The following is a 13,467-nucleotide window of genomic DNA, read 5'->3' as shown; positions in this document are numbered from 1 at the left end:
CCGCCCGGTGCCCACCGGAACGAGAATGGGCCCGCGTCCCGTGAGGGGACGCGGGCCCGTTCCCTGTGGGTGCCGGCCCACCCGGCTCAGTCCTTGTCGGGCTTGGCGCCCTTCGCGGCCTTCTTCTCCTCGCTGTCCTGGATGACCGCTTCCGCGACCTGCTGCATCGACATGCGGCGGTCCATCGAGGTCTTCTGGATCCAGCGGAACGCGGCCGGCTCGGTCAGCCCGTACTCCGTCTGAAGAATCGACTTGGCACGGTCGACCAGCTTGCGGGTCTCCAGCCGCTGGGCGAGGTCCGCGACCTCCTTCTCCAGCTCCTTCAGTTCGGTGAACCGCGAGACGGCCATCTCGATGGCGGGAACGACGTCGCTCTTGCTGAACGGCTTCACCAGGTACGCCATCGCCCCGGCGTCCCGGGCGCGCTCCACCAGGTCGCGCTGCGAGAAGGCGGTGAGCATGAGCACGGGCGCGATCCGCTCCTCGGCGATCCGCTCCGCCGCCGAGATGCCGTCGAGCTTGGGCATCTTCACATCGAGGATCACCAGGTCCGGGCGGTGCTCGCGGGCCAGCTCCACGGCCCGCTCGCCGTCCCCGGCCTCACCGACGACCTGGTAGCCCTCTTCCTCCAGCATCTCTTTGAGGTCGAGCCGGATCAGCGCCTCGTCCTCGGCGATGACGACGCGGGTCGTCAGCGGAGGCACGTGCGACTTGTCGTCGTCGGACACGTCTACGGGCTCGGGCGACTCGGCGGTCACGGGGGCGCTCCTTGTTCCGGGGCGGGCGGGTACTGCTCCAAGAGCGTACCCAGCTGCGGTAAGGTGGGGGGACGGCGGGTGACCGTCGATCTTTGTTTCAAAGGGGGCCCCGGTAGCCCAGCGGTAGAGGCAATGGTCTCAAACACCATCCAGCGTCGGTTCGAATCCGACCCGGGGTACGTTCCTCCGAATCCAAGGTCGCAAGTTCTACTTGGGAGTGTCGTCCTCCCCGATGTGGTGAACCCTGACCAGGTTCGTCGAGCCCGGCACCCCCGGGGGCGAGCCCGCTGTGATCACCACCACGTCGCCCTTCTCGCAACGGCCGTACCGCAGCAGCAGTTCGTCGACCTGGTCGACCATGGCGTCGGTCGAGTCGACGCGCGGCCCCAGGAACGTCTCCACGCCCCAGGTCGCACTGAGTTGGGAACGAGTGGCCGGCTCCGTGGTGAAGGCCAGCAGCGGGATGGGTGAGCGGTAGCGGGAGAGGCGGCGGGCGGTGTCGCCCGACTGCGTGAAGGCGACCAGGAACCTGGCGCCGAGGAAGTCGCCGATCTCCGCCGCCGCGCGGGCGACGGCGCCGCCCTGGGTACGGGGCTTGTCTCGGTCGGTCAGCGGCGGCAGGCCCTGGGTGAGGAGGTCCTCCTCGGCCGCCGCGACGATGCGGGCCATCGTCCGCACCGCCTCCACCGGGTGCTTGCCCACACTGGTCTCGCCCGACAGCATCACCGCGTCCGTGCCGTCGAGCACCGCGTTGGCCACGTCCGAGGCCTCCGCGCGGGTCGGGCGGGAGTTGCCGATCATCGAGTCGAGCATCTGGGTGGCGACGATCACCGGCTTGGCGTTCCGCCGGGCCAGCTTGATCGCCCGCTTCTGGACGATGGGGACCTGCTCCAGCGGCATTTCCACGCCCAGGTCGCCGCGGGCGACCATGATGCCGTCGAAGGCGGCCACGATGTCGTCGACCGCCTCCACCGCCTGCGGTTTCTCGATCTTGGCGATGACGGGGAGGCGGCGGCCCTCGTCGTCCATGACGCGGTGGACCTCGTGGATGTCCCGGCCACCGCGGACGAAGGACAGCGCGACGACGTCGAAGCCGGTGCGCAGCGCCCAGCGCAGGTCGTCCTCGTCCTTCTTGGACAGGGCGGGGACCGAGACGGCGACGCCCGGCAGATTGAGCCCCTTGTGGTCGGAGATCACGCCGCCTTCGATCACCCGGGTGCGCACGCGGGGGCCCTCGACGGCGGTGACCTCGAGGCCCACCTTGCCGTCGTCGACGAGGATGCGCTCGCCGGGGGTGACGTCCTCGGCGAGCCCGGCGTGGGTGGTGCCGCAGATGTGGCGGTCGCCCTCGACGCCCTCCTCGACGGTGATGGTGAAGGTGTCGCCGCGTTCGAGGAGTACGGGTCCTTCGCGGAAGCGGCCGAGCCGGATCTTCGGGCCCTGAAGGTCGGCGAGTATTCCGACACTGCGTCCGGTCTCGTCGGCGGCCCGGCGTACGTGCCGGTAGCGCTCCTCGTGTTCGGCGTGGCCGCCGTGGCTGAGGTTGAGTCGGGCGACGTCCATTCCGGCGTCGACCAGTGCCCTGATCTGGTCGTACGTGTCGGTGGCGGGCCCCAGAGTACAGACGATCTTTGCTCGGCGCATGATGTGAGCCTAGGCCTTACCAGTGGGTAGACGATTGGTACGACGTGACTACTCAACAACCTTTGAATGAAGGAGTATTGACAACTGTTGAACTGTGCGGGGCGGCGCCCCGGAGAGCGTTCGCCCCGTTCGCGGACCGGAAGAGGCAACTGACGTAATCACAGTCTGGGCGGTGCCATGGTGAACCGCGCGTCGAGTTGCGCGTGAACGTGCTGCCGCTCGGGTTCGAGGTCCAGGGGCGCGGCCTCGTCCTGCGGCGCCGGACCTCCGTAGGCCGCCGTCGCCCGCATCCGTCCGGGGGCCTGCGGCCGGAACGGGGCGCTCTCCACTCCGATGTCGGCGATCTCGACGAGGGCGGTGAGCGAGGTGCCGAGCGCCTCGGCGTACTCCCTGGCCCGCTGGACGGCCTCCTGCACGGCCTGCCGGCGTGCCTCCCGGTGGGCCGGTGAGCCGGGGCGCAGCGACCACCAGGGACCATCCACCCGGGTGAGTTCCAAGTCGGCCAGTCGGGTGGCGAGTTCGCCGAGGGCGGTGAAGTCGGAGAGTTCGGCGGTGAGGCGGACGGCGCCGTGGTAGGTGCGGACGCGCTCGCCGCGGCCGTGCCGGGCCGGTTCGGGGGCGAGGGAGAAGGCGCCGGTCTCCAGGTGTTCGACCGCCTGGCCGTAGGACTTGACGAGGTCGAGGACGCGGGCGTTGCGCCGGGTGAGGTCGTCCAGGGCGGAACGGCGGTCCTTGCCGCGGGCGGTGACGGTGATGCCGATACGGGCGATCTCGGGGTCGACTTCGAGGTGTGCCTCACCGCGGACGGCGATCCGGGGTGCGTCGGGGGTGCCGTAGGGGACGGCGGGGACGGGTTCCGGTGCGGGGGCTGAGGTCATACGTCCCACTCTGTCACCAGTGCCCGGTTCTCCGCGCCCGCCGGTCATCAGATCGCAACCTTCCGGGGGTGTTGCGGTTCGTCCCGGGCCGCCAGAATCTACGCGCGTCATCGACCTGTTCACGAGGAGAACCAGACATGCCGTTGAACCGCCGGAAGTTTCTGACGAAGTCCGCCGCCACCGGGGCGGGGGTGGCGCTGGCCGGCGCCGTGGCGGCTCCGGCGGCCCAGGCCGCGCCCGCCGACGCTGCCGCGGCGGGCAAGAAGCCCGAGAAGCCGGGCAAGCGTTACTCCCTCACCGTCATGGGCACGACCGACCTGCACGGGCACGTGTTCAACTGGGACTACTTCAAGGACGGCGAGTACAGCGACGCGGCGGGCAACGCCCAGGGCCTGGCCCGGGTCTCCACGCTGGTGGACCAGGTCCGCAAGGAGAAGGGCCGTGAGAACACGCTGCTCCTGGACGCCGGTGACACGATTCAGGGCACCCCGCTGACGTACTACTACGCGAAGGTCGACCCGATCACCGCCAAGCGCGGTCCGGTGCACCCGATGGCCAAGGCCATGAACGCCATCGGGTACGACGCGGTGGCGCTCGGCAACCACGAGTTCAACTACGGCATCGAGACGCTGCGCAAGTTCGAGGAGCAGTGCGACTTCCCGCTGCTCGGCGCGAACGCGGTGGACCACAAGACCCAGAAGCCGGCCTTCCCGCCGTACTTCATGAAGAAGTTCCACGCGCCGGGTGCCGCCCCGGTGACGGTGGCCGTGCTGGGTCTGACCAACCCGGGCATCGCGATCTGGGACAAGGCCTACGTCCAGGGCAAGTTGGACTTCCCGGGTCTGGAGGAGCAGGCCGCGAAGTGGGTGCCCAAGCTGCGTTCGATGGGCGCGGACGTGGTCATCGTCTCGGCGCACTCGGGCACGTCCGGCAGCTCGTCGTACGGCGACCAGCTGCCGTACGTGGAGGACGCCGCCGCGAACATCGCCCGGCAGGTGCCCGGCATCGACGCGATCCTGGTGGGCCACGCGCACAAGGAGATCGCGGAGCTGAAGGTCGTCAACGACAAGACCGGCAAGACGGTCGTCCTGTCGGAGCCGCTGTGCTACGCCGAGCGGCTCTCCCTCTTCGACATCGAGCTGGTGTTCGTCAAGGGCAAGTGGGAGGTGGAGTCGGTCTCCGCCTCGCTGCGCAACGCCAACACCGTCGCCGACGACCCGAAGATCACCAAGCTGCTGTCGGACCAGCACGCGGAGGTCGTGAAGTACGTCAACCAGGTGGTCGGCCAGGCGACGGTGACCCTCACCACCGTCGACGCCCGCTACAAGGACGCCCCGATCATCGACCTGATCAACAAGGTGCAGGAGGACGTGGTGAAGGCCGCGCTGGCGGGCACGCAGTACGCCGCGCTGCCGGTCGTCTCGCAGGCCTCCCCCTTCTCGCGCACCTCCGAGATCCCGGCCGGCAACGTCACGATCCGGGACCTGTCGAGCCTGTACGTGTACGACAACACGCTGGTCGCCAAGTTGATGACGGGTGCCCAGCTGCGGGCGTACCTGGAGTACTCGGCGGAGTACTTCGTGCAGACGGCCGCCGGCGCGCCGGTCGACGTGGACAGGCTGACGAACGCGGGCGGCCGCCCGGACTACAACTACGACTACGTGTCGGGGCTTCAGTACGACATCGACATCGCCCAGCCGGTCGGTTCGCGGATCAAGAACCTGACGTTCGATGGTGCGGCGCTGGGCGACACCCAGGAGTTCGTGATGGCGGTGAACAACTACCGTGCCAACGGCGGTGGCGCGTTCCCGCACGTGGCCTCGGCGAAGGAGCTGTGGGCGGAGTCGACCGAGATCCGCACCCGGATCGCGGAGTGGGCCACGGCGAAGGGCGTGCTGGACCCGAAGGACTTCGCGTCGCTGGACTGGAAGCTGACGCGTAACGGCACGCCGGTGTTCTGATCGGTTCGACCGGTTTCCTTCTCCACGGGACGGCCTCAGATTCCGTCCGCCAGGGGCGTCAGCGCCCTGACCTGGCGGGACGGCGGGATCTGGGGCCGCCGCCGTTCCAGGCCGAAGGTGGTGAAGGCGGTGCGGGCGGGCAGCGGGTAGGCCTGTGTTCCGGTCACCGCGTTGAGGATGGTGGCGCTGCGCCAGGCGGCGAGGCCCAGGTCGGGGGCGCCGACGCCGTGGGTGTGGCGTTCGGCGTTCTGCACGTAGACATGGCAGCCGGTGGCGGTGATGGCCGGGTCGAGGGCGAGGCGGAACTGCTCGTCGACACGGAGGCGTTCCTTGCCGTCGCGGCGCAGATAGGGGTCGAGACCGGTGAGCAGGGGCGTGACGGGGCGTTCGCGGTAGCCGGTGGCGAGGACGACGGCGTCGGTGGTGAGGCGGGTGCGGGTGCCCTGCTGCACGTGTTCGAGGTGGAGTTCGATCCGGGAGCCGGCGACCCGGCCGGCGGTGCGGACCCGGACGCCGGGGGTCAGGACGGCGTCGGGCCAGCCGCCGTCCAGCGTGCGGCGGTAGAGCTCGTCGTGGATGGCGGCGAGGGTGTCGGCGTCGATGCCCTTGTGGAGCTGCCACTGGCCGGCGACGAGCCGGTCGCGCACGGGTTCGGCCAGGGCGTGGAAGTAGCGCATGTAGTCGGGGGTGAAGTGCTCCAGGCCGAGCTTGGAGTATTCCATCGGGGCGAAGGCCTCGGTGCGGCCGATCCAGTGCAGCCGCTCGCCGCCCACCCGGCGGTGGCGCAGCAGGTCGAGGAACACCTCGGCGCCGGACTGTCCGGAGCCTACGACGGTGATGTGGCCGGCCGCGAGGAGGGTGTCGCGGTGGCCGAGGTAGTCGGCGGCGTGGACGACAGGGACGCCGGGGGCACCGGCGAGGGGCCTGAGCGGGGCGGGCACATGGCGTTCGGTGCCGATGCCGAGGACGACGTTGCGGGTGTGGGCGCGGCCGACGGCCTCCGCTTCGCCGTCGGCGTCGAGCTGGGTGAAGTCGACCTCGAAGAGGGCGAGTTCGGGGTTCCAGCGGACGGCGTCGACCTGGTGGCCACAGCGCACCGCGGGCAGGTTCTCGGAGACCCAGCGGCAGTAGGCGTCGTATTCGGCGCGCTGGATGTGGAAGCGCTCGGAGAAGTAGAACGGGAAGAGCCGGTCGCGGGTCTTGAGGTAGTTGAGGAAGGACCACGTGCTGGCCGGGTCGGCGAGGGTGACCAGGTCGGCGAGGAAGGGCACCTGGACGCGGGCGCCCTCGATGAGCAGGCCGGGGTGCCAGTGGAAGCGGGGGCGCCGTTCGTAGAAGACGGTGTCGAGCCCGGTGAGCGGGTGGGCGAGCGCGGCCAGGGACAGGTTGAACGGCCCGATGCCGATGCCGACCAGGTCGCGGGCCTGGGAGGTGTGGTGCGCGGGATGGTTCATCGGGGGGTGCTTCCTTCCACCAGCTTCAGCAGGGCGGCCAGGTCTTCGGTCCGGGTGTCCGGGTTGAGCAGGGTGGCCTTGAGCCAGAGCCGGTCGTCGAGGCGGGCGCGGCCGAGGACGGCGCGGCCTTCGGTGAGGAGTCGGCGGCGTACGGTGGCGACGGCGTCGTCGGTGACGCCGTCGGGCCGGAACAGGACGGTGCTGATGGTGGGCCGGTCGTGGAGCTCGAAGCCGGGGTGGTCGTGGATGAGGTCGGCGAACTCGCGGGCGCGGGCGCAGACCTGGTCGACGAGGGCGCCGAGGCCGCGGCGGCCGAGGGCCTTGAGGGTGACGGCGATCTTGAGGACGTCGGGGCGGCGCGTGGTGCGCAGGGAGCGGCCGAGCAGGTCGGGCAGGCCGGCCTCGGTGTCGTCCCCGGCGTTGAGGTAGTCGGCGCGCTGGTGCAGGACGGCGAGGTCGCGGGGGTGGCGCACGGCGAGGAGTCCGGCGGCGACCGGCTGCCAGCCGAGTTTGTGCAGGTCGAGGGTGACGGTGTGGGCGGCTTCGAGCCCGGTCAGCTTGTCCCGGTGGCGTTCGCTGAACAGCAGTCCCCCGCCGTGGGCGGCGTCGATGTGCAGCCGGGCGCCGTGGGCGGCGCACAGTCCGGCGATCTCCGGGAGGGGGTCGATGAGGCCGGCGTCGGTGGTGCCTGCGGTGGCGGCCACGAGGAGGGAGCCGCGCGGTCCGCCGAGGTCGGTGAGGGCGCTGTGCAGCGCGGCGGGGTCGAGGGTGCCGGAGGGGGCGGGCACGATCACGGGTTCGGGCAGGCCGAGCAGCCAGGCGGCACGGGGCAGGGAGTGGTGCGCGTTGGCGCCGCAGACCAGGCGGATACCGCCGCCGTGGGACTCGCGGGCGAGCAGCAGGGCGAGTTGGTTGGACTCGGTGCCGCCGGTGGTGACGACGGAGTCGGCGAGGCCGGTCTCGTGGGCGAGCGCGCGGGTGACGAGGGCTTCGAGTGCGGAGGCGGCGGGTGCCTGGTCCCAGGAGTCCAGGGAGGGGTTGAGGGCGCTGACGGCGAGGTCGGCGGCGGTGGCCACGGCGAGCGGCGGGCAGTGCAGGTGGGCCGCGCACAGCGGGTCGGCGGGGTCGGCGGCGCCTTCGGCGAGGACGTGCACGAGGCCGCGCAGGGCGTCCGGGTCGCCGTGCTCGGGCAGGACCTCGCCCATGGCGTCGCGCACCCGGGCGGCGACCGCCTCGGGCCCGCCCGCGGGCAGGGGGCCGCCGCGGGCACGGCGGCCGGTGTCGAGGGCGTCGAGCACGGTGTCGAGCAGGGGCCGCAGGGCGTGCGGGCCGTCGGGACCGGAGGCGAGGCGGGCGGGGTGGTCCGGGGGCGGCGGGGTGCTCATGGGACTGTCCTCCGGGGCGCGGGGGCAGGGACTTCCAGCTTGTACGCAGTAAAGCCGGATGCGCCCGAAAGATCGACGATCGGAACCCGAAAGTGGGTACTGCCGTACGGGGAAAACGTGTTGGGGTCCCGTGGGTCCGCCGTCGCCCGACGATCCCGTGAGCCCGCCGTCGCCCCGGGAAGCCGTCAGCCGAGGAAGTCGGCCCGGTGGTCCTCGGCCCAGCGGGCGAAGGGGCGGGCCGGGGTGCCGGTGATCTCCTCGACGGTGTGCGTGATCTCCGGGCGGACGCCGACGGTGGACTCGAAGGTCTTCAGCAGGCCCTGGAGCAGGGGCGGCGGCACGTGCGGGTAGAGCTCGGGCCCGGCCTGTCCCGGCGGGATCTCGACGAAGGCCAGGTCACGGCCGAGGGCGCGGCCGATCGCGGCGACCTGCTCGGCGTTGGTGACGGCCTCCGGGCCGGTGAGGCGGTGGACGGCGCCCTCGTGGCCGGGGTCGAGGAGGGCGCGCTCGGCCACGGCGGCGATGTCGTCCTCGTGGATGGGCGCGGTCAGCGCGTCGGCGAAGACACCGCGGACGGCGTTCCCGGCGCGGATCTGCGGCGCCCACTGCAGAGCGTTGGCGGCGAAGGCGTTGGGCCGAAGGAAGGTCCACGCGAGGCCGCTGTCACGGATCCGCCGCTCGGCTCCGGCGTGCATGACGTGGATGGGATGGGTCTCGTCGGCGCCGTCGCGGACGATCCCGGAGGAGAGCAGTACGACGTGCCGGACGCCGGCCTCGCGGGCCGCCCGCAGCAGGGCGCCGCTCTCGCCGGCGGCCTGGACGTACAGGAAGAGTCGGGTCGCGCCCGTGAACAGGGCGGCCGGGTCGTCGGGCCTGAACCGCACGACCTCGGCGCCGGCGGGCAGCGCGGCCCGTTCCGGGTCGCGGGTCAGCGCCCGCACGGGCCGGCCGGCGGCGACGAGACGCTCGACGAGGGCACGGCCGACGTTGCCGGTCGCTCCGGTCACTGCGATCACGGGTCTGCCTCCGGGGGCTCTGGCCGGTCGTCCTGACTCCAGCAGCCTAGGAGTGGACGACCGGCCCCGCGCGGCATCAGCGGCGGCCGGCCCGCCTGGACGGCACCGCCGCCTCCACGCCGCGCCCCGGCGTCACCGACTGCGTCGCCCGCGTCCAGCGGCTCGCCGCCACGGCCGCCGCGGGCACCGTCCGGGACGTCGGCCGGGCGGTGGCGGCCGTGCCGCGCACACCGCCGCGGGCCGACCGGACCGCCCTGGCCGGGCCGGCGAACGACCGGCCCGGAACGACCGGCCCCCGCACGGCAGGCGGGAATGTGACGACAGGGCCTAGGCCTCCCGGACGCGCAGTGCGCGGGACAGGTCGTCGAGCTGGTCGACGAGCTTGCGGCGGAGCGCCGGGGTGGGGGCGCCGTCGTGCAGGCAGGCCTCGCCCAGTCGCAGGTGGTCGGCGTCGACGGCGTGCACCGGGAACGCCCAGCGTCCCGCGGCCTCGGCGATGGCGGGGCCGCGGCGGTCGGCGAGGGCAACCGCGTCCTGGTAGAAGCGGGGGACGTAGTCCCGTACGAGATCGGCCTGTTCGGGCTGCCAGAAGCCCTGCGCGGTGGCGATGAACAGGTAGTTCGACAGGTCGGTGCGCTCGTCGGTGGCGAACATCGACTCCCAGGCCGCGCGCTTGGCCTCGGCGTCGGGCAGCGCGGCCCGGCAGCGGGCGGCGCCCTCCTGACCGGTGGCGGACGGGTCACGGTCGAGTTCCCGGGCGATGGCGGCCTCGTCGACGGCGCCGAGGACGGCGAGGCGGCCCAGGACGCGCCAGCGCAGCTCCGGGTCGAGTTCGGGGCCGCCGGGGACGGTGCCGTCGGCGAGCCAGGCGGCGATGGTGTCCGGGTGCGCGGCGACGTCGATGAAGTGGCGCACGGCGATCAGGCGCAGACCGGGGTTGTCGCCGTCCTCGGTGCGGCGGATGAGGTCGCGGCACAGGGAGCCGAGGGCGGCCAGGGCGGCGGGCCGCTGCCCGGGGTGGACGTACCGGTCGGCGATCTGCCCGGTGGCGAAGGCCAGGACGCCCTGGACGAGGGCGAGGTCGGTCTCCTCGGGCAGGTGGGCGGAGGCGGTCGCCAGGTAGTCGGCGGGGGCGAGTTCACCGTCGCGGACCATGTCGCGCAGCGTGTTCCACACCACGGCGCGGGTGAGCGCGTCGGGGACGCCGGACAGGCCGCGCAGGGCGGTCTCCAGCGAGGTCTCGTCCAGGCGGATCTTGGCGTAGGTCAGGTCCTGGTCGTTGGGCACGATCAGGGCGGGCCGGGTGCCGGAGCGTGGTTGGCCGGTGCCGTCCTGCGGGACGTCGGTCTCGTAGCGCTCCCGGACGACCAGGCTGTGGCCGTCGCCCAGGTCGCGGTCGTAGACGCCGACGGTGACGCGGTGCGGGCGGCTGCCGTCGCGGTCGAGGGCGAGGGTCCACTGGCCGGGCGCGGCGTCGACGGACGCGGTGAGCGTGTCCACGCCGGTGGTGCGCAGCCAGGCCTCGGCCCAGGCGTGCACGTCGCGGTCGGTGGCGGAGGCGAGGGAGTCGATGAAGTCGGCGAGGGTGGCGTTGGCGAACCGGTGCCGCTTGAAGTGGGTGTTGATGCCGGCCAGGAAGTCCTTCTCGCCCAGCCAGGCGACCAGTTGCCGCAGGGCGGAGGCGCCCTTGGCGTAGGAGATGCCGTCGAAGTTGAGCAGGGCGGAGGCGGTGTCGTCGACGGCGTCGGGGGCGACGGGGTGGGTGGAGGGGCGCTGGTCGGCGTCGTAGCCCCAGGACTTGCGGGTGACGCCGAACTCGACCCAGGGTTCGGTGAAGCGGGTGGCTTCGAGGGTGGTCTGGTAGCCCATGTACTCGGCGAAGGACTCGTTCAGCCAGATGTCGTCCCACCACTTGAGGGTGACCAGGTCGCCGAACCACATGTGGGCCATCTCGTGGGCGATGACCATGGCGCGGGTCTGCCGCTCGGTATCGGTGACGGCGGAGCGGTAGACGAACTCGTCGCGGAAGGTGACCAGGCCCGGGTTCTCCATGGCGCCCGCGTTGAACTCGGGGACGAAGGCCTGGTCGTAGGAGTCGAAGGGGTAGGGCTCGTCGAACTTCTCGTGGTAGCGGTCGAAGCAGGCGCGGGTGACGTCGAGGATCTCGTCGGCGTCCGCGTCGAGGTGGGGCGCCAGCGAGCGGCGGCAGTGGATGCCGAAGGGCAGGCCGCGGTGCTCGGTGCGTACGGAGTGCCAGGGGCCGGCGGCGACGGCGACGAGGTAGGTGGAGATCAGCGGGGTGGGCGCGGCCCTCCAGACACCGTCGCCGGTGTGCTCGGTGACGCCGTTGGCGAGGACGGTCCAGCCCTCGGGGGCGGTGACGGCGAGTTCGAAGACGGCCTTGAGGTCGGGCTGGTCGAAGGCGGCGAAGACGCGCTGGACGTCTTCCATGAACAGCTGGGTGTAGACGTAGGTCTCGCCGTCGGTGGGGTCGGTGAAGCGGTGCATGCCCTCGCCGGTGCGGGAGTAGCGCATGGCGGCGTCGACGCGCAGCTCGTGTTCACCGGGGGCGAGGTTCTTCAGCGGCAGGCGGTTGCCGGTGAGATCGCGCGGGTCGAGGGGCTGTCCGTCGAGGGTGGCGGAGCGCAGGTGGGCGGGCTTGAGCTCGACGAACGTGTCCGTGCTGTCCCGGTCTGCCCGTACGGTGAACCGGATCACGGTCCGGGAGTCGAAGGTGTCGTCCCCGCCGGTCAGGTCGAGGTCGACGGTGTAGCGGTGGACGTCGAGGAGCTTGGCACGGGTATGCGCTTCGTCGCGCGTGAGTACGGACATGTACGCCATGCTGCCTGATGGCCCGGAGCGGGCACGAGGGGGTGTCGCCGACGGACGCAAGGCGTTCGCGGTCCGCGGGGGGCGCGTTCGGCGGCGCGCGGGCGGGCGGGGGTCAGGTCGCCGGGGTCTCGCCGTTGCCGGCGTCCTCCGCGATGCGCTCGTGGTGGCGGATCACCTCGGCGATGATGAAGTTCAGGAACTTCTCGGCGAACGCCGGGTCCAGTTTGGCGTCCTCGGCGAGGGCGCGCAGCCGGGCGATCTGCCGGGCCTCGCGGGCCGGGTCGGCGGGTGGCAGCTGGTGGGCGGCCTTGAGGTGGCCGACCTGCTGGGTCGCCTTGAACCGCTCGGCGAGCATGTGGACGACGGCCGCGTCGATGTTGTCGATGCTGTCGCGCAGGCGCGCGAGCTCCTCGTGAACGGCGGGGGCGACGTCACCGGTACCGGTGCTGCTGGTGGTCATGGGCTCCAACCCTACGGGGTGGGCGGCGCTCCGATCATGAGCGTCCGACCCGTGGTCAACGGCGGGCACCGGGCGCCACGGGGCGCGGACGCCGGGCGGAATCGGGGCTCCCGCGCATAAAGTGGGAGAGAGTTCAGGGCGTCTTTGGGGGTTCGGACGTGGCGAACGGCGGACCGGTGGTGCACGGCTACCCGCATCTGGAGACGGTGCGGGCCGCGATCACCTCCCTGTACAAGCGGCTCTCGTACGGCACCGTGCAGACGTTCGCGACCAGCGTGGCCCCGGCCGACGTGGCCTTCTGCGACACCGACGACCTGCATCTGGGGGCCCAGCGCGTGGCCCGCGAACTGGTCCGCCACTACCGGCTGCCGGACGCCCGCATGATCGTCAGCTTCCGCGAGATGACGCACGCGGCGAACGTCGAGCTGGCGGCGGGCCCCGAGTACTTCGTCGAGCTGAACGACCGCTTCCGCACCCACCGCCGGGACATCGGCGCGGCCCTCGCCCACGAGGTGGCCCACGTCTACCTGCACCGGCTGGACCTGTCCTTCCCCGGCACCCGCGACAACGAGATCCTCACGGACACGGTGGCGACGTACCTGGGCGCGGGCTGGCTGCTGCTGGACGCCTTCCGGGAGGACGGCGTGTCGTCGCAGAAGCTCGGCTACCTCACTCCGGAGGAGTTCGGCTACGTGCTGGCCAAGCGGGCGCTGGTGTTCGGCGAGGATCCCTCGACGTGGTTCACCAGCCCCCAGGGATACGAGGCGTACGTCAAGGGCATGGCCCGGGCCCGCGGTGACGAGCAGCAGCCGCCCCTGACGGCGGCGGGCTGGGCGGGCCGCCGCCGGTACGCCCGCGACCGCCGGCACGCCCAGGACCACGGCCGTGCGCCGCTCGCCCAGCCGGAGGCGCCGTACTCCTTCAGCCGCGGCGGCCGGGAGCCCCTGCGGGTGTCCTTCTCCTGCCCCACCTGCCACCAGCTCATCAGGGTCCCGGTCGGAGGCCGTATGCGCGCCCGGTGCGCCCTGTGCCGCACCGTCCTGGAGTGCGACACCTGACCTGATCGCGGTTCCGGGATC

At 72.0% G+C, this 13,467-nt stretch carries 10 protein-coding genes, 1 tRNA gene and 1 pseudogene; 4 read left to right on the top strand and 8 right to left on the bottom strand.

Annotated elements, in window-relative coordinates; genetic code table 11:
• Positions 1-86: 86 nt before the first annotated feature.
• Complete coding sequence (locus tag ACFY3J_RS03305; protein WP_384180388.1) at positions 87-758, bottom strand: ANTAR domain-containing response regulator; 672 nt, start codon at positions 756-758, stop codon at positions 87-89.
• 106 nt (positions 759-864) lie between these two features.
• Here ACFY3J_RS03305 and ACFY3J_RS03300 point away from each other — a divergent pair.
• A tRNA-Leu gene (locus tag ACFY3J_RS03300) sits at positions 865-937 on the top strand.
• 28 nt (positions 938-965) lie between these two features.
• Here ACFY3J_RS03300 and pyk read toward each other — a convergent pair.
• Positions 966-2,402 (bottom strand): pyruvate kinase, encoded by a 1,437-nt coding sequence (pyk, locus tag ACFY3J_RS03295; protein WP_384180386.1) that lies wholly within the window; start codon positions 2,400-2,402, stop codon positions 966-968.
• A gap of 158 nt (positions 2,403-2,560) precedes the next feature.
• Positions 2,561-3,280 (bottom strand): SIMPL domain-containing protein, encoded by a 720-nt coding sequence (locus ACFY3J_RS03290; RefSeq protein ID WP_384180384.1) that lies wholly within the window; start codon positions 3,278-3,280, stop codon positions 2,561-2,563.
• A 137-nt stretch (positions 3,281-3,417) separates the two neighbouring features.
• Between ACFY3J_RS03290 and ACFY3J_RS03285 the strand changes: the two genes are divergently transcribed.
• Positions 3,418-5,241: a bifunctional metallophosphatase/5'-nucleotidase gene (locus tag ACFY3J_RS03285; protein WP_384180382.1), complete on the top strand. Its 1,824-nt coding sequence runs from the start codon at positions 3,418-3,420 to the stop codon at positions 5,239-5,241.
• A 35-nt stretch (positions 5,242-5,276) separates the two neighbouring features.
• Here ACFY3J_RS03285 and ACFY3J_RS03280 read toward each other — a convergent pair whose 3' ends face one another.
• The 3 genes from ACFY3J_RS03280 to ACFY3J_RS03270 form a co-directional block, all read right to left on the bottom strand.
• Positions 5,277-6,695, bottom strand: a complete 1,419-nt coding sequence (locus tag ACFY3J_RS03280; RefSeq protein ID WP_384180380.1) for a lysine N(6)-hydroxylase/L-ornithine N(5)-oxygenase family protein — start codon at positions 6,693-6,695, stop codon at positions 5,277-5,279.
• Positions 6,692-8,080, bottom strand: coding sequence for a pyridoxal phosphate-dependent decarboxylase family protein (locus ACFY3J_RS03275; protein WP_390840073.1), 1,389 nt, complete (start codon positions 8,078-8,080; stop codon positions 6,692-6,694). The genes ACFY3J_RS03280 and ACFY3J_RS03275 overlap by 4 nt, the downstream gene beginning before the upstream one ends.
• Before the next feature lie 185 nt (positions 8,081-8,265).
• A complete protein-coding gene (locus ACFY3J_RS03270; protein ID WP_384180376.1) occupies positions 8,266-9,096 on the bottom strand; it encodes an NAD(P)H-binding protein in 831 nt (276 codons plus the stop codon).
• A gap of 83 nt (positions 9,097-9,179) precedes the next feature.
• Here ACFY3J_RS03270 and ACFY3J_RS03265 point away from each other — a divergent pair.
• Positions 9,180-9,374 (top strand): annotated as a pseudogene (locus tag ACFY3J_RS03265) (hypothetical protein); the annotation flags it as partial.
• 49 nt (positions 9,375-9,423) lie between these two features.
• Here the strand turns inward: ACFY3J_RS03265 and pepN are convergent.
• Positions 9,424-11,937 carry an aminopeptidase N gene (gene pepN / locus ACFY3J_RS03260; protein WP_384180374.1) on the bottom strand — a complete coding sequence of 838 codons (2,514 nt, stop codon included), beginning with the start codon at positions 11,935-11,937 and terminating at the stop codon, positions 9,424-9,426.
• Positions 11,938-12,040: 103 nt separating this feature from the next.
• Positions 12,041-12,388 carry a chorismate mutase gene (locus ACFY3J_RS03255; RefSeq protein WP_141361861.1) on the bottom strand — a complete coding sequence of 116 codons (348 nt, stop codon included), beginning with the start codon at positions 12,386-12,388 and terminating at the stop codon, positions 12,041-12,043.
• A 158-nt stretch (positions 12,389-12,546) separates the two neighbouring features.
• Between ACFY3J_RS03255 and ACFY3J_RS03250 the strand changes: the two genes are divergently transcribed.
• On the top strand, positions 12,547-13,446 hold the full coding sequence (locus ACFY3J_RS03250; protein WP_384180372.1) for a hypothetical protein: 900 nt from the start codon (positions 12,547-12,549) through the stop codon (positions 13,444-13,446).
• Positions 13,447-13,467 lie beyond the last annotated feature (21 nt).

Source organism: Streptomyces sp. NPDC001231, assembly GCF_042896885.1.
Classification (GTDB): domain Bacteria; phylum Actinomycetota; class Actinomycetes; order Streptomycetales; family Streptomycetaceae; genus Streptomyces.
Note: the sequence above shows the minus strand (reverse complement) of the source record. Positions and strands in the feature narration are given on the sequence as shown.